Source organism: Lysobacter sp. Root983, assembly GCF_001429345.1.
Classification (GTDB): domain Bacteria; phylum Pseudomonadota; class Gammaproteobacteria; order Xanthomonadales; family Xanthomonadaceae; genus Lysobacter.
In genome coordinates this window covers 19,408-37,743 of the sequence record NZ_LMJO01000016.1, presented here as the reverse complement: position 1 = coordinate 37,743, position 18,336 = coordinate 19,408, and the positions used below count along the sequence as shown (strand labels likewise).

Sequence of the window (18,336 nt, the reverse complement as noted above, 5' to 3'; positions counted from 1 at the left end):
ATGTGATTGATGTCACATATTTCCGTGTGACCTAGGTGGCTTACCTCATTGTCCCGGCCTTCGCGGGCTCCTTAGCGTGGTCCCCGTGCAGCGCAGTGCTGCACGTCGAGCTTCCGCCCCGAGCCGATCGCGACGACCGCATGCGCGGCCGCGCCCGGACCGGGGCGGTCCCTGCCGCGGACTTGCGGCGCTTGTTTTCCATCGGGGGTTCCAAGGATGTCGATTTCCACTCAAGGCCAGTTCCGCGTACGCGCGCTCGTGGTCGCCACGACCGTCGCGCTGACGGCCTTCGCCGCGCCGGCGTTCGCCGGCCGCATGAACGCGTCGGGCCTGAAGGCCGAAGGCAACTACGACCAGTTCATCGTCAAGTACAAGGACCAGTCGGCCGAGCGCAGCAGCGCAGCCGCGCTGCAGTCCTCGCTCAGCGGCGCCGCGCGCGCGCTGCCGGCGGTGGCCGGCAAGCACTTGGGTCTGAAGCAGCTGCGTCGGATGGCGCTGGGCGCCGACGTGGTGCGCAGCGATCGCAAGCTCAGCCGCGCCGAGGCCGAATCGCTGATGCGGCAGATCGCCGCCGATCCCAACGTCGATTACGTCGAGCCCGACCTGGTCATGCAGGCGCTGGCGACGCCGAACGACCCGCGCTACAACGAGCAGTGGCACTACGCCACCAACGCCGTCGGCGCCAATGTCTCCAGCGCCTGGGATACCGCCACCGGCACCGGCGTGGTGGTGGCGGTGATCGACAGCGGCCGCCTCGCGCATAACGATCTCGACGCCAACACCCTGCCTGGCTACGACTTCGTCACCTCGACCACGACGGGCAACGGCGGCTCCGGCGACGGCAACGGCCGCGACGCGGATCCGACCGACGCCTCCAACGTGAAGCACGGCACCCACGTCGCCGGCACCATCGCCGCGGTCACCAACAACAGCCTCGGCGTCGCCGGCGTGGCCTACAACGCCAAGGTCGTGCATGCGCGCGTGCTCGGCAACGGCGGTTACGGCAACACCTCCGACATCGTCGACGCGATCACCTGGACCTCCGGCGGCACCGTCAGCGGCGTGCCGGCCAACGCCAACGTGGCCGAAGTCATCAACCTCTCGCTGGGCGGCACCGGTTCCTGCGGCCTGACCTACCAGAACGCGATCACCGCCGCGATCAACCGCGGCACCACCGTGGTCATCGCCTCGGGCAACAGCAACAGCGACGTGTCGGGCTTCTCGCCGGCCAACTGCCCGGGCGCGATCTCGGTCGCTTCCAGCGACATCAACGGCAATCGCGCCTGGTACTCCAACTACGGCGCCACCATCGACATCACCGCGCCGGGCGGCGAAACCTGCTCGCCGCTGGTCGAGTTCCTGGCCCTGGGCGAGTCCACCGCCGGCAAGTGCCAGCAGAATCACGAGACCCGCGGCGTGCTCTCGACCTACAACGCCAACGGCTATTTCTTCAACCAGGGCACCTCGATGGCCGCGCCGCACGTGGCCGGCATCGTCGCGCTGATGCAGTCGGTGGCGCCGACGCCGAAGACGCCCGCGCAGATCCAGACCATCCTGGCCAACACCGCGCGTCCGATCACGGCCGCCAAGTGCCCGGGCGGTTGCGGTCCGGGTCTGGTCGACGCGGCCGCGGCCGTGCTGGCCGCGCAGGGCGGTACCGGCAACGCCGCACCGGTGGCGAACTTCACGTCCTCGGCCAGCGGCCTGACGGTGACCTTCACCGATACCTCCACCGACAGCGACGGCTCCATCGCCTCGCGCAGCTGGAACTTCGGCGACGGCACCACCTCCACCCTCGCCAACCCCAGCAAGACCTACTCGGCGGCCGGTACTTACACCGTCACGTTGACGGTCACGGATAACGGCGGTGCCAGCAACACCAAGACCGCCACGGTCACAGACCTACAGCAACGGCACCGACGTCAACATTCCCGACAACAACGCCACCGGCGTGAGCAGCTCGATCGTGGTCTCCGGCCGCACCGGCAACGCCCCGACCAATGCCTCGATCACGGTCAACATCGTCCATCCCTACAAGAGCGATCTGATCGTGGACCTGCTGGCGCCGGACGGCTCGGTCTACAACATCCACAACCGCACCGGCGGCGACGCCGACAACGTCTCGGGCACCTTCACCAAGAACCTGTCGACGGAAGCGCTCAACGGCACCTGGCGTCTGCGCGCGGCCGACCGGGCCGGTCAGGACGTGGGCTACATCGACAGCTGGAGCATCACCTTCTGATCGCAGGCCGGCGATCGCGGCGCCCTCCGCGTCGCGAGCGTCGTCGTGTTGCGCATCTCAGCCCCGGCTTCGGCCGGGGCTTTTCTTTGCGTGCCCGCCGGGCGGGCGGTGGCGTGCGGTGGTGTGCCGCCAGGCATATTTTCTGTTTTGGCGAGGCAGTGGTCGGCGTGTTCGCGGTTTTCGGTGGCGCGGCGCGTGGGTGCGAGGTTTTTGTCTAATTCATTGATATTAAAAGGGTGGGGAGGGCGGCCTAGTTCTGCGTTGGGCGCGTGCGAGTCCTTTTTGTGCCTAAAAACACGATGATTGTGGCTTTATGGTGGAGCATTAATTTCAATTAGTGAAATTGCGATGTTGGTCACGTTTAAGGCCGTGGAACGCGCGGGTTTCCTGTGCCTTCTGCGTGCGCCGAAACGTAGCTTCGATCTGCATCGCGGCACGCGTCGCGATTCACGGTCCGGTGGGCGCCCGTGCCCGCCCAGCCTCCATCGCCGCAATCCGCGGCCTACCCATGGGCTTCATTCGAGGATCTTTCTACGATGTCGAACTCGAACACCACGCTGCGCGTACGCGCGCTCGCCGCCGCCACCGCGCTGGCGCTGACCTCCATCGCCGCGCCCGCCTTCGCCGGGCATGCGGTCGTTTCCGGCCTGAAGTCCGGCGAGCACTACAGCCGCTTCATCGTCAAATACAAGAACGGCAGCGCACCGACGGCCAGCACCGCCTCGGTCGCGTCGTCCCTGGGCGCGGCCTCCGCGCGCACCGTGCTGCCGGCCGCCTCCAAGGGCAAGCGCCTGGGCCTCAAGCATCTGCGCCGGATGGCGATGGGCGCCGACGTGGTGGTCAACGACACCGCCCTCAACAGCGACGAAGCGCGCGCGGTGATCCAGCAGCTGGCCGCCGATCCGAACGTGGAATGGGTGCAGCCCGACTACATCATGCACGCGCTTGCCGTACCCAACGACACCCGCTTCAACGAACAGTGGCATTACGCCAACAGCGCGGTGGGCATCAATGCGCCGACCGCCTGGAACAGCACCAGCGGCAATGGGGTGGTGGTGGCGGTGATCGATAGCGGCATCGTCTCGCACCCCGATCTGAACGCCAATGTCCTGACCGGCTACGACTTCGTCACCTCCACCACGGGCTTCTCGGCGACCGATTGCGGCGGCGTCGCCGGCTGCGGCGCGTCCGACGACGGCAACGGCCGCGACGCCAACCCGAACGACTCCTCGGGGGTCTATCACGGCACCCATGTCGCCGGCACCATCGGCGCGGTCACCAACAACGCCTCCGGCGTGGCCGGCGTGGCCTACGGTGCGCGCATCGTGCCGATCCGCGTGCTCGGTCGTGAGGGTTCCGGCGCCACCTCGGACATCGCCGACGCCATCGTCTGGGCTTCCGGCGGCGCCGTCGCCGGCGCGCCCGCCAACGCCAATCCGGCCGAGGTCATCAACATGTCGCTGGGCGGCGACGCGCCGTGTTCGGCCACACCGGCCTACCAGACCGCCATCAACACCGCGACCGCCAACGGCTCGATCGTGGTCGCCGCCGCCGGCAACAGCAACATCGACGTCGCCGGTTCCACGCCCGCCAGCTGCAACAACGTGATCAGCGTCGCCGCCAGCGACCAGGGCGGCAAGCGCGCCTGGTATTCGACCTACGGTGCGACCATCGACATCACCGCGCCGGGCGGCGAGACCTGCTCGCCGACCAACGAGTTCCTGCCCTTGAATCGCGTGCCCCGCGCCGGCGACTGCACGCGCAGCCACGATGCGCAGGGCGTCCTGTCCACGTACTCGAATGATGGTTATGCCTTCGAGCAAGGCACCTCGATGGCGTCGCCGCACGTGGCCGGCGTGGTCGCGCTGATCCAGGCGGTCTCGGCCACCCCCAAGACCTTCGAGCAGGTGCGCCAGATCCTGGCTAATACCGCGCGTCCGATCTCCGCGGCCAACTGCCCCGGCGGCTGTGGCCCGGGCCTGATCGACGCGGCGGCGGCGGTGGCGGCCGCAGGCGGTGGCGGTCCGGTCAACGCGGCGCCGGTGGCGAACTTCGCTTCCTCTGCCAGCGGCTTGACCGTGAGCTTCACCGATACCTCCAGCGATAGCGACGGCACGATCGCCTCGCGCAGCTGGAGCTTCGGCGACGGCACCACTTCTACCCTCGCCAATCCCAGCAAGACCTACGCGGCCGCGGGCACCTATACCGTCACGCTGACGGTCACGGACAACGGCGGCGCCACCAACACCAAGACCGGCTCGGTCACGGTGTCCGCGTCCGGTAACGTGCGCCAGACCTACACCAACAGCGCCGACTATGCGATCGGCGATTTCGCCACGGCGGAAAGCGCGATCACGGTGTCCGGTCGTAGCGGCAACGCGCCGGCCGATACTTCGTTGTCGGTGGACATCGTGCACACCTACCGCGGCGACCTGGTCGTCGACCTGATCGCGCCCGATGGTTCGGTCTACAACCTGGCCAACCGCAGCGGATCCAGTGGTGGCATCAACAGGACCATCACGGTGAGCAACCTGACCAGCGAGACGCTCAACGGCACCTGGAAGCTGCGCGTGCGCGACGCCGCCGCCGGGGATACCGGTCGCATCAACAGCTGGAGCCTCACGTTCTGAGCCAACGGGCAAGCGGGTCGGGTCCGCCGCGCGAACGGCGGACCCGGCACGCGGGTGCGTCCGGACCCGACCCCGAGTCCGGGCGCACCATTGTCCGGCGGTCCGGCGGCGCGTACCCCCGCGTCGCCGGCCGCACCTGCGAGCGCGCCGGTTCCGCGGCGTTCAGCGCGGGCCGACTAGCGTACGAACGCTAGCCTCAACCCTATTCGCACTGCCGGTGCGTTTCGGAATCAGGAACGCCATGACCCAGGAGCCGATGCCATGTCCAGCCCTTTCCGCCGATCCGTGCTCGCCGTCAGCGCAGCCGCGCTGGCCTTGGCGATGAGCGCCTGCATGGCGTCCGCACCCTCCAACGGCGACGGCGGTGCCCCGAAGGCGCATGTGGGCGAGCTGCAGGGCAACGGCCCATACCAGCAATTCATCGTCAAGTACCGCGACGGCAGCGTGCCCGCGCGCGAGCAAGACAGCGTCAAGGCTAGGTTTGCCAGCACCGCCGGCAACAGCGGCCTGAAGAGCGGCGGCGGCGCGATCAAGCTGGAACACAAGCTGCGCCTGTCGGTGGCCGCCGACGTGTTTCGCGCCGACCGTCCCTTGAGCAAGGCCGAGGCGCAGAAACTGATGCAGACCTTCGCGGCCGATCCGGACGTGGAGTACATCGAGATCGACGGCGTCGTCTCGATCATGCCGATCGGCGGCAGCCTGGACCGCTGAGGCGACCGCTGGGCGCCATCGCGAAAGCGGTGGTGCGGGGTCGAATTTACGGTGCGGCCGCTCGCCGCACCTTGTGCCACACGCCTCAAGGCCTGGGGCGTTGGCGGGGTAGGGCCTAGGCCAATCTTGTAGGCGCCGTTTGCGGCGGCGCGCGGCCCCGCCATCGGTGGTGCCGCCTGCCTTGTGCCTGACGGCACCTCGAAACGGCCAAGCCATGGCCGGTTTGAGCCCAAGATTCCCTGCTAAAACCGCGACTTAACCTGGGTTTCCCGTCTCAGGCGCGCAACCGCATGTTGCGATGCGACATATTCTCGTGTCGATTTCACGTGAAAGCGGTTACCGCAATAAATTGTGACGATAGTCACAAATACCTGTGCACATTGAGTGGATATCCCCGTTGCGATGGGTACGAAAGGTCGACTAGCGTCACTTTGCGGACACATTTTGTCACCTGTCCGTATCCACCGTTCGAGCCTAAGGCCGCGGTAATCCCGCCGGTCGGAGAGAGGTTCTTGCGGTTTTTTGCCGCGCTTCGCGGCTTATTCCAGCTTCGGGGGTTACATAGATGTCTCAGCTGTCCTCGCGTCGCATTCGCGTGCACGCCCTGGCCGCCGCCACGGCAGCCGTACTGGCTTCGAGCATGATCGCCGCCCCGGCGTTCGCCGCTGGCCGCGTCAATCTCGCCGGCCTGCAGTCTTCCGAAAAAGTTCAGCGCTTCATCGTCAAGTTCAAGGACGGTAGCGCTCCGACCACCAACGCCAGCACGCTGCAGCGCTCGCTGAGCACGGCCGCTTCCACCGCCGGCGCCGGCAAGGCCCTGGGCATCCGCTCGCTGCGCCGCACCGCCCTGGGCGCCGAAGTCGTGCGCAGCGATCGCGCGCTCGACCGTGTCGAAGCCGAGACGCTGATGCGTCAAATCGCCGCCGACGCCAACGTCGAATACGTCGAAGTCGACAAGCTCAACCACGCCTTCCTGACCCCGAACGACACCCGCTACAGCGAGCAGTGGGGCTATTCGGGCACCTACGGCATCAAGGCCAACCAGGCGTGGGACGTGACCAACGGCAGCGGCTCGGTCGTGGCGGTGCTGGACACCGGCATCACCAGCCATAGCGACCTCAGCGCCAACATCCTGCCCGGCTACGACTTCATCATCGACACCACCGTGTCCAACGACGGCAACGGCCGCGACAGCGATCCCAGCGATCCGGGCGACTGGGTCAGCGCCAACCAGTGCGGCGGCACCCATGCCGCGCAGGGTTCGAGCTGGCACGGCACCCACGTCGCCGGCACCATCGCTGCGGTGACCAACAACGCCAAGGGCGTGGCCGGCGTCGCCTACGGCGCCAAGATCGTGCCGGTGCGCGTGCTCGGCACCTGCGGCGGCTACGACTCCGATATCGCCGACGCGATCATCTGGGCGTCGGGCGGCACCGTCAGCGGCGTGCCCGCCAACGCCAACCCGGCCGAGGTCATCAACCTCTCGCTGGGCGGCTCGGGCGCTTGCGGCACCACCACCCAGAACGCGATCAACAGCGCGGTCAGCCGTGGCACCACCCTGGTGATCGCCGCCGGCAACGACAACGTCAACGTGTCCAACGCCTCGCCGGCGAACTGCAACAACGTGATCGCGGTGGCTTCGATCACCAGCACCGGCGCGCGTTCGAGCTTCTCCAACTACGGCGCGCTGATCGACATCGCCGCACCGGGCTCGAACATCCTGTCGACCCTCAACTCCGGTTCGACCACGCCGGGTTCGGAAACCTACGCCTCCTACAACGGCACCTCGATGGCGACCCCGCACGTCGCCGGCGTGGTGGCGCTGATGCAGGCCGTGGCGACCACGCCCAAGACGCCGGCCGAGATCGAGTCGATCATCAAGGCCAACGTCACCGCGTTCCCGTCGACCCCGTCGCAGAGCATCGGCCCGGGCATCCTCAACGCCAAGGCCGCGGTCGACGCCGTCAACGGCACCACCCCGCCGCAGACCGGCACGCTGACCAACGGCACCCCGGTCACCGGTCTGGCCGGCAGCGCCGGCACCGAGCTGCGCTACACCATGGTGGTTCCGGCCGGCGCCAGCGCGCTGAAGTTCGTCACCGCCGGCGGCAGCGGCGATGCCGATCTGTTCGTGAAGTTCGGCAGCGCGCCGACCACGGCCAGCTACGACTGCAAGTCCGAAGGCAGCACCAACGCCGAGACCTGCAACATCGCCACGGCCCAGGCCGGCACCTACCACGTGCTGGTGCGCGGTTACTCGACGTTCTCGGGCGCCAGCCTGACCGGTAGCTACACCACCGGCGGTGGCGGCAGCACCCAGACCTACAGCAACACCACCGACTACACCATCAGCGACAACGCCACGGTCGACAGCCCGATCACGGTCTCCGGCCGCAGCGGCAACGCCCCCAGCAATGCCTCGGTGACGGTGGCGATCGTGCACACCTACCAGGGCGACCTGAAGGTGGACCTGGTGGCTCCGGACGGTTCGCTCTACAACATCCACAACCGCACCGGCAGCAGCACCGACAACATCAACAAGACGGTCACGCTGAACCTGTCGACCGAAGCGCTGAACGGTACCTGGAAGCTGCGCGTCAACGACAACGCCGGCGGCGACACCGGCTACATCAACAGCTGGAGCGTCACGTTCTAAGCGCGAATTCGCCGGCAAGGACGCCGCGAACGCTCTCTCCGACCCCGGCTACGGCCGGGGTCTTTTTTTGCGCGATCGATATCGCCGCGCATGCCGGAGCGGGGCGCCTATACATCAGGTAGTCGTATACAAAAATGACTGGAAGCGGTTACTGGTCATATGCATGACGTGCATCACGAATGCGTTGTCGAATCGCAACGGATCACGCTTGTTCCACAGTTAATGCACGCTTAGCGTCGTGACGGGCGAAAAGGGGTTCGCCCGGTTTCATCGTTCGAGCGCATCGCCGGTTCATCGCGATGCGGCATTGCCCGTGTCAAACACGTATCAACTCGCCGGATGCACGCCGACACCGTCGGTCGCATGCCAAACGATTGATCCGCGCTCGCCATCGAAGGCCATGACGGCCGGCGATTCTGAGCGGCGAGCCGGTCATGCCCTCTACTACGGATGGAGAGAGACTCATGAAACGAATGTACGGTTCCCTGGTCCTGCTGGGACTTTCGTCGCTCGGCGTCGCCATGGCGGCGCCTGGTGCGCGTCCCGCCGCGTTCGACCATAGCCTGACCGCGCTCGACCGCGTCGAGATGCGCACGATGCAGGCGGTGGACGTGCCGGCGCTGCAGGCCGAGGATCGCCAGCGCGAAGCGCACGATCTGCCGCCGCGCTACGCGCAATCGCTGTCCGTCGATCTGACCCCGCTGAATTCCGGCGTGTGGGAAGAGGTCGGCAACGACATGGTCTGGCGCTTGCGCGTGCAGTCGCGCGGCGCGCTGTCGCTGAACTTCGGTTTCAGCGAATACAAGATGCCCGCCGGCGGCCGCCTGCTGGTGTATCCGGCCAACCTCAGCCGCGCCGCTGCCTCCGACCCGTCGGTGGTGCGCGTGTACACCGCCGCCGACAACGAATCGCACGGCCAGTTGTGGACGCCCATCGTCAACGGCGCCGAAGCGGTGATCGAAGTGGTGGTGCCGCGCGATCAAGTCGGCCAGCTCAAGCTGCGCCTGGCCAAGGTCGGTCACGACTACCGCGGCTTCACCCGCATGGCCCAGCAGCTGCAGTCCGACATGGTGACCGCGCAGGGCACCTCGGGCAGTTGCAACGTCGACGTGGTCTGCCCGGAAGGCGACGCCTGGCGCGCGCAGATCCGTTCGGTCGCGGCGATCTCCACCGGCGGCAGCCTGTTCTGTTCGGGCAGCCTGCTCAACAACGCCGCCAATGATCGCAAGATGTACTTCCTGACCGCCAACCACTGCGGCATCAGCGCCTCCAACGCCGCTTCGCTGGTCACGTACTGGAACTACCAGAACTCGACCTGCCGCGCGCCCGGCAGCACCCAGAGCGGTCAGAACGGTAACGGCTCGCTGGCCCAGACCCTGACCGGCGCCTTCCACCGCGCCTCCAACGCCGCGTCCGACTTCACCCTGGTCGAACTGGACGACGCCGCGCCCGCCGCCTACAACCTGTTCTGGAACGGCTGGGATGCGCGCAGCGGCGATTTCAGCGGCGCCACCGGCATCCACCATCCCAACGTCGCCGAGAAGCGCATCAGCCACGGCACCAGCGCCACCCGCACCACCAGCTACGGCGGCGCGCAGACCAACCCGACCTCGCCGGGCGACGGCTCGCACATCTTCGTGCGTTGGATCCCGGGCATCGGCGTCACCGAGGGCGGTTCCTCGGGCTCGCCCTTGTTCAGCCCCGAAAAGCGCGTGATCGGCCAGCTGCACGGCGGCCCGTCCTCGTGCTCGGCCGCCGATAACGCCAAGGCCGACTACTACGGCCGCATCTCGGTGTCCTGGGCCGGCGGCGGCACCAACGCCACCCGTCTGAGCAACTGGCTGGATGCGGGCGGCACCGGCGTGCAGTTCATCGACGGCCTGGATTCGTCCGGCGGCGGCAACGTCGCGCCGACGGCGAACTTCAGCGTCGCCACCAGCGCGCTGACCGCCAACTTCACCGACAGCTCCACCGACAGCGACGGCACCATCGTCTCGCGTAGCTGGAACTTCGGCGACGGCGGCACCTCCACCGCGACCAACCCCAGCCGCACCTATGCGACCGCGGGCACCTACACGGTCACGCTGACGGTCACCGACGACGATGGCGCCAGCAACACCAAGACCGCCTCGGTCACGGTCGGCGGCACCGGCGTGCAGACCTACACCAACGGCACCGACTTCGCGATCAACGACAACAGCACCATCAACAGTCCGATCTCGGTCTCCGGCCGCACCGGCAACGGTCCCAGCAACGCTTCGATCTCGGTCACGATCAACCACAGCTACAAGGGCGATCTCAAGGTCGATCTGGTCGCGCCGGACGGCACGCTCTACAACATCCACAACCGCACCGGCGGCAGCGCCGACAACGTGATCGGCACGTTCACCAAGGACCTCACCAGCGAACCGCTGAACGGTACCTGGCAGCTGCGCGTGAACGACAACGCCAACGCGGATACCGGCGTGCTCGACACCTGGAGCATCACGTTCTGATCCGACACGTCCTCTCCGGCTTCGGCCGGAGAGGACACGCTACGGGAGCGTAAACCCGGCCGTGCACGTCCTCCCGCTCCCGCGCCGTCTGCGCGGGGGCGGGAGTCCGCGTGCGCGCGCGTTGGTCCCCTTCCACGGGTCGGCTCGCGCCGATCGTTCCGGCACGTTCGCAGCGGGCCCGGGCCCGCACGTCACGGAGTCACGTCATGCGCCTCGTCCACGCCGCTGTGTTGCTGTTCGCTTTCGCCTCCGCGGCGCCCGCCGCCGAGGATGACGCCACGGTGTTCGTCACCGCCCATTACCGCGACCGCGCGCAACTGCAGCGCGTCGCTTCCCGCTTCCAGCATCTGATCGTCGATCGGGTAGCGCGCACCGTGCGCGTGGAGGCCTTGCCCGAAGACATCGAGGCGCTGCGCCGCGCCGGCTTCCGGGTCGAGGTCGACGCCGACGCGACCCGGCGCTTGCAGGCGATGCAGTCGGCGATGGCGAACGCGCCCCTGCTGGGGCCGGCCGCGATTCCCGGCTACGCCTGCTACCGCACGGTCGAAGAGACCTACACGACCATGGACGACCTGGCCGCGGCCAAGCCGAACCTGGCGCGCATCGCCAACATCGGACCGAGCTGGCAGAAGAGCCGCAACGCCGCCACCGGTTACGAGATGAAGGTGCTGCGGCTGACCAACACCGCCACCGACGCGGCGTTGCCGAACAAGCCGACCATGGTGGTGTTCGGCTCCATTCACGCACGCGAATACACCCCGGCCGAGCTGCTCACGCGCTTCGCCGAGTGGCTGGTCAACGGCTACGGCAGCGATGCCGAAGCTACCTGGCTGATGGACAACTTCGCCTTCCAGCTGGTGCTACAGGCCAACCCCGACGGTCGCAAGAAGGCCGAGGCCGGCGCGTCGTGGCGCAAGAACACCGACAACCTCAACGGCAGCTGCAGCGCCTCGTCCTACGGCGTCGATCTCAACCGCAACTTCCCCTTCCACTGGAACAGCGCCGCCGGCGGTTCCAGCGGCAACGCCTGCGCCGAAACCTACCGTGGCCCAGCCAGCTCGTCCGAGCCGGAAACCCAGAACCTGGTGCGCCTGGTCGCCGGCACCCGCAACGCCAGCGGTGTCTACACCGGCGGCATCTTCCCCGACCGCCGTGGCGACGCCATCGGCAGCGCCGCGCCCGACGATTACCAGGGCCTGTTCTTCGACATCCACAGCTATTCGCAACTGGTGCTGTGGTCCTGGGGCGACACCACCACGCCGGCGCCGAACAGCGTGCCGCTGCAGACCCTGGGCCGGCGCCTGGCCTACTTCAACAACTACCGCCCGCAACAGTCCAACGAGCTCTACGCCACCGACGGCACCACCGACGACACCATGTACGGTCTGCTCGGCGTGCCCAGCTACACGATCGAGCTGGGCGTGGCGTTCTTCGAGAGCTGCTCGACATTCCAGAGCGCGACCCTGCCCAACAACCTGCGCGCGCTGCGTTACGCCGCGCGCAATCTGTATGCGCCGTATCAATATCCGTCCGGGCCCGACACCCAGTCGGTCAGCGCCTCGGCGGTGAGCGTGCCGGTCGGTACGCCGGTGACGATCACCGCCAGCGTCAGCGACGCCGCCTACAACCAGAGCAACGGCAGCGAGGCGGTGCACACCATCGCCTCGGCGCGCGCCTATCTGGATGCGCCGCCCTGGGCGGCGGGCGCGGTGGCGGTGGCGATGAACGCCAGCGACGGCAGCTACAACGCCAGCACCGAGACGGTGACGGTGGCGCTGCCGACCGCGGGGCTCAGCCCGGGCGTGCACACGGTCTATGTGCAGGCCACCGACGCGTCGGGCAAGCCCGGCACGCCCAATGCGGTGCGCTTCACCGTGTCCGGTAGCGGCGGCAACGCCCCGCCGGTGGCGAACTTCAGCGCCGCGGTCAGCGGCCTGAGCGTGGCCTTCACCGACAGCTCCAGCGACGGCGACGGCTCCATCGTCTCGCGCAGCTGGAATTTCGGCGACGGCACGACGTCCACCGCCACGAATCCCAGCAAGACCTACAGCGCCGCAGGCACCTACACGGTCACGCTGACGGTGACCGACGACGATGGCGCCGGCAATACCAAGACCGCGTCGGTCATCGTCGGCACTACCGGCAGCCAGACCTACAGCAACGGCACCGACTATCCGATCAACGACAACGCCACCGTCGACAGCCCGATAGCCGTGTCCGGTCGCAGCGGCAACGCGCCCAGCAACGCCTCGATCGCCGTCAACATCCTGCACACCTACAAGGGCGATCTGAAGGTCGATCTGGTCGCGCCCGACGGCACCCTCTACAACCTGCACAACCGCAGCGGCGGCAGCGCCGACAACGTGACCGGCACCTTCATCAAGGACCTGAGCAGCGAGCCGCTCAACGGCACCTGGAAGTTGCGCGTCAACGACAACGCCAGCGCCGACACCGGCACGATCGACAGTTGGAGCATCACCTTCTGACCGTGCGCGCGTCCGTCGCTCCGGCCGGCGCCGGAGCGGCAGCGCCGCATCGTCGCCCGCGCGGCCGGGGCGACCCCCAGGTTCCGGCCGTCTTTCCGTCGCGCCCCACACCCAAACACATCGGGCGCAGCCACCAGGAGTCGCACCATGAACCCCGTTCACGCCCCGCTGCCGACGCTGCTTGCGTTGGCCTTAGCTCTGACCGCTGTCCCCGCGCTCGCGCAGACCACGCATGAGCACGATCACATGCGTCCCGCCGACGCCAGCGACGACCCGTTCGCGCCGGTCTACGTGGTCACCTCGCGCGAAACCTACGACGCCGGCGTCAAGACCCTGGCCCGCCAATCCAGCGCCCGCGTCGGCGCCACCGGCGCGCCGCTGGTGATCTCGGAAGTGAAGACCCATCAGCTCGCCGATATCACCCGTCACGTGCACGAAAAGGAACGCCGCTGCGGCGGCTACTTCGCCTTCGCCACCCGCGCCGAGGCCGAAGCCTTCGTGCGCAACGACCGCAGCGCGCAGGCGATGGCCGGGAAGTTCCTGGCCGCCTACACCATCGACAACCAGGCCACGGTGACGCCCTGGCTGGGCCAGGTCGGCGAGGCCAACATCCGCTCCACCATCAGCCACCTGTCCACCCAGTACCCGAACCGCTATTACGCCTCGACCACCGGCCGGACCTCGGCCGAGTGGATCCGCAACACCTGGCTGGGCCTGGCCAACGGCCGCAGCGATGTCAGCGCCGAGCTCTACACCGGCTGCACCACCTGCTCGACCCAGCCCTCGGTGATCCTGACCATCCAGGGCACCGATCTGCCCAACGAGGTCGTGGTGCTGGGCGCGCATCTGGACTCGATCTCCAACTCCGGCAGCGGCAACACCATGAACGCACCCGGCGCCGACGACGACGCGTCCGGCATCGCCACCCTGACCGAAGTGCTGCGCATCGCCATGGCCAGCGGCTACAAGCCCAAGCGCACGGTCAAGTTCATGGGCTACGCGGCCGAGGAAGTCGGCCTGCGCGGTTCCAAGGCGATCGCCACCGCGTACCAGAGCCAGGGCGTGAACGTGGTCGCGGCGCTGCAGCTGGACATGACCAACTACCGCACCGGCTCCGATCCGCACGTCAAAGTGATCACCGATTATTCCAACGCCGGCATGGTCCAGTTTCTGCAGGACCTGTTCACCGCCTACATGGGCGGTAGCGGGCTCAACCTGGCCACCGAGGCCTGCGGCTACGGTTGCTCCGACCACGCCTCCTGGACCGCGGCCGGCTTTCCGTCGGCGATGTACCACGAGGGCCGGCTGTTCCCGAACCTGCACACCTCCGGCGACACCCTGGCCAACATGGGCAACTCGGCGACCAACAGCGTGCCGTTCGCGAAGCTGGGCCTGGCCTTCCTGGGCGAGGCCGCCAAGACGGCCAGCGGCGGCCCCGGCAACACCGCGCCGGTGGCGAACTTCAGCGCTACGGTGTCGGGCCTGACCGCGAGCTTCAGCGACAGCTCCAGCGACAGCGACGGCAGCATCGTCTCGCGCAGTTGGAACTTCGGCGACGGCGCCACCTCCACCGCGACCAACCCCAGCCGCACCTACGCGAGCGCGGGCACCTACACGGTCACGCTGACGGTCACCGACGACGACGGCGCCAGCAATACCAAGACCGCTTCGGTCACGGTCGGCGGCACCGGTGCGCAGACCTACAGCAACGGCACCGATTACCCGATCGCCGACAACGCCACCGTCAACAGCCCGATCGCGGTGTCGGGGCGTAGCGGCAACGCGCCCAGCAACGCTTCGATCACCGTCAACATCCTGCACACCTACAAGGGCGATTTGAAGGTCGATCTGGTCGCGCCGGACGGCACGCTCTACAACATCCACAACCGCACCGGCGGCAGCGCCGACAACGTGACCGGCACCTTCATCAAGAACCTGAGCAGCGAGGCCTTGAACGGCACCTGGAACCTGCGCGTGAACGACAACGCCACCCAGGACACGGGCCGTATCGACAGCTGGAGCATCACCTTCTGATCGCGCATGCCGGCGCTGCGCGTCGGCACCGTGGTTCCCCGAGCCCCGGCCTCGCGCCGGGGCTTTCTTTATGCCCGGCGCATAAACGAAAACCCCCGGCAAGCCGGGGGTCATGGGTGCGAGGTCGAGGCGCTCAGATCGCTTCGAAGCGATTGGCCGCGACGTTCTTGCGCACCTTGTTCGGGTCCCAGATCAGGCCGTTCATGGCGATGTACACGCCCGGCGGCAGCGACTGCACTGCGCCGACCGCGCAGCCGACGTTGAACTCGGCGTCGGAACCGCGGAAGCGCGCCGGGCTCAGCGCGCCGGTCAGCACGATGGTCTTGTCGGTCAGCGTGGCCAGCACCTTGGCGGTCTCGACCATGGTGTCGGTGCCGTGGGTGATCAGCACGTGCCGGGCCGGCTGCGCGGCGATCGCGGCGCGGATCAGCTCGCGGTCTTCCTGGGTGATGTGCAGCGAATCCTTGCGGATGATCGGGATCACGTTGAACTGGAACGTCACCCCCAGCTCGCGCAGGATGCCGCCGATCTGCGGCTCGCCGATCTGGTAGTCGGACTTGTCGTCGAAATAGATCTTGTCGATCGTGCCGCCGGTGGTGACGATGCAGAGCTGGTCCATCGAAAGTGGGTCGCATTGCTGGGGACGGCGCAATTATAGGCCCGCGCACCGCGCTTCTGTGGGAGCGGCGTAAGCCGCGATCGATGGCCGACGCGATGCCGAAGCTGCGCAGGTACTCGATCGCGGCTTACGCCGCTCCCACAGAAAACGAGGTCGGCGCCGCTCAGGCCGCGGGTTTGGCGCCAAAGCGCGACTTCAGCCCGGGCAGGCTGGCCGCGAACACCACCACCACCGCCAGCACCAGTTCGATCCAGGCCAGCGTACGCTCGGGCGGGCGCGAGTAGGCGACCATCACCCCGTGACTGAACCAGGCCAGCGCCAGCACCGCCGACCAGAAGCCGGCACGCGCGCTGCCGCGCAGCACGCCCAGCGCGAGCCAGGCCGGCGGCAGCGCGAACACCGCCAGCGCGCCCCAGGACGGCGGCGTACGGCCGCCGAACCAGACCGCGTACACGGCCACCAGCGCGATCAGCGCCAGGGCCAGGATCTTGCGCGCCAGGCTCATCGGCTCACCTTGACCACCAGTTCGGCGACCCGGCGCCCGAGCACGCGTGCGAGCTTGGCTTCGTCCTCGCTGGGCTGCGGATCGTCCTGGCTGCCGGCGACATGGCTGGCGCCGTAGGGCGTGCCGCCGCCGCGGGTGCTGCTCAGCGTGGGCTCGGTGTAGGGAATGCCGAGGATCACGCAGCCGTGATGCAGCAGGGGGACCATCATCGTCAGCAGGGTCGATTCCTGGCCGCCGTGCTGGGTCGCGGTGGAGGTGAACACCGCCGCCGGCTTGCCGACCAGGGTGCCGCTGGCCCATTCCGCGCCCAGCCCGTCCAGCCAATGCTTGACCGGCGCGGCCATGTTGCCGAAGCGGGTGGGACTGCCCAGGATCAGGCCCGCGCATTCGACCAGATCGCGCGATTCGACATAGGGCGCGCCGTCCTCGGGCACCGGTGGCGCCGCGGTCTGGGTCACCGCCGCGACCGGCGGCACCGTGCGCAGCCGCGCCTGCACGCCGTCGACCTCGCCGATGCCGCGCGCGATCTGGCGCGCCAGTCGTGCCACCGATCCGCCGCGGCTGTAGTAGAGCACCAGAACTTCGGTCATCGCATTCTCCTGTGGCGACAAGGATAGATGATGCGGTGGGCAGGGGCGGGCGCGGCCCTGCATCCCCTCCGCACGCCCCATCGGTTACCCTCCGGTCGATGGAGCCGCTGAACACGATCAATCGCTGGGGCGACCGCATGCGCGACCGCGCGCGCGTCGGCACCTTCTTCCGTTTCCTGGCCCGGCGCTTCCTCGACGACAACCTGTTCCAGGCCGCCGGCGCGCTGTCGTATACCACCGTGTTCGCCCTGGTTCCGCTGTCGATGGTGGTGTTCGGGGTGCTGTCGGCGTTCCCGGTGTTCGGCGAGTGGAGCGACCGCCTCAGCGACTACATCTTCTCCAACTTCGTGCCCTCGGCCGCGCGCTCGGTCGAGGCCAGCCTGAAGCAGTTCTCGGCCAATATCGGCCAGCTCACCGCGGCCGGCGTGATCGCGCTGGTGGTGTCGCTGCTGATCACCCTCAATGGGGTGGAGTCGACCTTCAACCGGATCTGGCGGGTCAAGGCGGCACGGCCCCAGGTCGGGCGCTTCCTGGTGTACTGGACGGTGCTGACCCTGGGCGCGCTGATGGCCGCGGCCAGCCTGGCGGTGTCGGCCAAGTTCTTCTCGATGGAAGTATTCGCGACCCAACCCGGACGGCTGCTGGAGCGCGTGATGCTGCAGCTGGCGCCGGTGGCGATCGAATGGCTGGCGTTCGCGGCGATCTACCGCGTGGTCCCGCATCGCACGATCCACTGGCGCCACGCCTTCGCCGGCGCGCTGCTGGCGGCCACGCTGTTCGAGCTGGTCAAGTGGGGCATCGGCCTGTACCTGGGCAGCTTCGGTTCCTATTCCAAGATCTACGGCGCGTTCGCGGCCGTGCCGATCTTCCTGCTGTGGATCTACCTGAGCTGGATCGCGGTGCTGCTGGGCGCCTCGCTGGCGTCCTCGATTTCCGCCTTCCGTTACCAGCCGATCGGCATGCGCCTGCCGCTGGGCTTCGAGATGTACGGGCTGCTGCGTCTGCTGGCGCGTTTCAACGAGGCCCGCGCCGACGGCCGCGGCCTGCACAGCGACGAGATCCAACAGCTCGAGCCCATGCTGACCGACACCCTGGTCCAGCAGATGCTCTCGCAGCTCAACTCGATCAACGTGGTCGCGCGCGCCGAGGGCGGCGAATGGCTGCTGTCGCGCGACCTCGACGATCTGTCGCTGGCCGAACTCTACGAAGCCTGCGGGCTGCGCATTCCGATCGCCGAGGCCATGCTGCCTTGCCGCGACGACTCGCTGGGCCGCTCCGCGGTCGCGGCGATGGACGAACTGCGCGTGCCCCTGCGCGATTTGCTCAAACGCCCCGTGTCCACCATCCACGCCGACCAGGAATGAACCC

General features: G+C 67.9%; 11 protein-coding genes and 1 pseudogene. 9 read left to right on the top strand and 3 right to left on the bottom strand.

From position 1 onward, the window contains the following. Nucleotides 1–216: 216 nt before the first annotated feature. The 8 genes and pseudogenes from ASE43_RS22655 to ASE43_RS12395 all read left to right on the top strand — a co-directional run bounded on the left by ASE43_RS22655 (nt 217) and on the right by ASE43_RS12395 (nt 15,254). On the top strand, nt 217–2,460 hold the full coding sequence (locus ASE43_RS22655) for a S8 family serine peptidase (RefSeq protein WP_082607265.1): 2,244 nt from the start codon (nt 217–219) through the stop codon (nt 2,458–2,460). Nucleotides 2,461–2,778: 318 nt separating this feature from the next. After that, the gene (locus ASE43_RS12420; protein ID WP_082607264.1) at nt 2,779–4,872 is read left to right on the top strand and encodes a S8 family serine peptidase; all 2,094 of its coding nucleotides are present in this window, start codon (nt 2,779–2,781) and stop codon (nt 4,870–4,872) included. A 261-nt stretch (nt 4,873–5,133) separates the two neighbouring features. Continuing rightward, nucleotides 5,134–5,583, top strand: a complete 450-nt coding sequence (locus tag ASE43_RS12415) for a hypothetical protein (protein ID WP_056183314.1) — start codon at nt 5,134–5,136, stop codon at nt 5,581–5,583. Between the two features lie 565 nt (nt 5,584–6,148). Then, nucleotides 6,149–7,876 (top strand): annotated as a pseudogene (locus tag ASE43_RS12410) (S8 family peptidase); the annotation flags it as partial. 129 nt (nt 7,877–8,005) lie between these two features. Next, on the top strand, nt 8,006–8,239 hold the full coding sequence (locus ASE43_RS22650; RefSeq protein ID WP_235567287.1) for a proprotein convertase P-domain-containing protein: 234 nt from the start codon (nt 8,006–8,008) through the stop codon (nt 8,237–8,239). 464 nt (nt 8,240–8,703) lie between these two features. After that, nucleotides 8,704–10,734 carry a proprotein convertase P-domain-containing protein gene (locus ASE43_RS22165; RefSeq protein WP_162258789.1) on the top strand — a complete coding sequence of 677 codons (2,031 nt, stop codon included), beginning with the start codon at nt 8,704–8,706 and terminating at the stop codon, nt 10,732–10,734. Between the two features lie 206 nt (nt 10,735–10,940). Further along, on the top strand, nt 10,941–13,220 hold the full coding sequence (locus ASE43_RS22870) for a M14 family zinc carboxypeptidase (RefSeq protein WP_057160690.1): 2,280 nt from the start codon (nt 10,941–10,943) through the stop codon (nt 13,218–13,220). Nucleotides 13,221–13,367: 147 nt separating this feature from the next. Then, entirely contained in the window at nt 13,368–15,254 is a 1,887-nt protein-coding gene (locus ASE43_RS12395) for a M20/M25/M40 family metallo-hydrolase (RefSeq protein ID WP_082576683.1), read from the top strand. A gap of 133 nt (nt 15,255–15,387) precedes the next feature. Here ASE43_RS12395 and ASE43_RS12390 read toward each other — a convergent pair whose 3' ends face one another. From ASE43_RS12390 to wrbA, 3 genes are all read right to left on the bottom strand, one after another. After that, nucleotides 15,388–15,873, bottom strand: a complete 486-nt coding sequence (locus ASE43_RS12390) for an asparaginase domain-containing protein (protein ID WP_056183298.1) — start codon at nt 15,871–15,873, stop codon at nt 15,388–15,390. Between the two features lie 163 nt (nt 15,874–16,036). After that, entirely contained in the window at nt 16,037–16,378 is a 342-nt protein-coding gene (locus ASE43_RS12385; RefSeq protein WP_056183296.1) for a DUF2069 domain-containing protein, read from the bottom strand. Further along, nucleotides 16,375–16,968 carry an NAD(P)H:quinone oxidoreductase gene (wrbA, locus tag ASE43_RS12380; RefSeq protein ID WP_056183293.1) on the bottom strand — a complete coding sequence of 198 codons (594 nt, stop codon included), beginning with the start codon at nt 16,966–16,968 and terminating at the stop codon, nt 16,375–16,377. The genes ASE43_RS12385 and wrbA overlap by 4 nt, the downstream gene beginning before the upstream one ends. 98 nt (nt 16,969–17,066) lie before the next feature. Here wrbA and ASE43_RS12375 point away from each other — a divergent pair, with 98 nt between their 5' ends. Further along, complete coding sequence (locus tag ASE43_RS12375) at nt 17,067–18,332, top strand: YihY family inner membrane protein (RefSeq protein WP_057160689.1); 1,266 nt, start codon at nt 17,067–17,069, stop codon at nt 18,330–18,332. Nucleotides 18,333–18,336: the final 4 nt, after the last annotated feature.

Excerpts from the sequence above, each read along its gene's own strand:
- ASE43_RS12395 (WP_082576683.1), top strand. The coding sequence starts at position 13,368 with ATGAACCCCGTTCACGCCCCGCTGCCGACGCTGCTTGCGTTGGCCTTA.
- ASE43_RS22870 (WP_057160690.1), top strand. The coding sequence starts at position 10,941 with ATGCGCCTCGTCCACGCCGCTGTGTTGCTGTTCGCTTTCGCCTCCGCG.
- ASE43_RS12420 (WP_082607264.1), top strand. The coding sequence starts at position 2,779 with ATGTCGAACTCGAACACCACGCTGCGCGTACGCGCGCTCGCCGCCGCC.
- ASE43_RS12375 (WP_057160689.1), top strand. The coding sequence starts at position 17,067 with ATGGAGCCGCTGAACACGATCAATCGCTGGGGCGACCGCATGCGCGAC.
- ASE43_RS12415 (WP_056183314.1), top strand. The coding sequence starts at position 5,134 with ATGTCCAGCCCTTTCCGCCGATCCGTGCTCGCCGTCAGCGCAGCCGCG.
- ASE43_RS22165 (WP_162258789.1), top strand. The coding sequence starts at position 8,704 with ATGAAACGAATGTACGGTTCCCTGGTCCTGCTGGGACTTTCGTCGCTC.
- ASE43_RS12390 (WP_056183298.1), bottom strand. The coding sequence starts at position 15,873 with ATGGACCAGCTCTGCATCGTCACCACCGGCGGCACGATCGACAAGATC.
- wrbA (WP_056183293.1), bottom strand. The coding sequence starts at position 16,968 with ATGACCGAAGTTCTGGTGCTCTACTACAGCCGCGGCGGATCGGTGGCA.
- ASE43_RS22655 (WP_082607265.1), top strand. The coding sequence starts at position 217 with ATGTCGATTTCCACTCAAGGCCAGTTCCGCGTACGCGCGCTCGTGGTC.
- ASE43_RS12385 (WP_056183296.1), bottom strand. The coding sequence starts at position 16,378 with ATGAGCCTGGCGCGCAAGATCCTGGCCCTGGCGCTGATCGCGCTGGTG.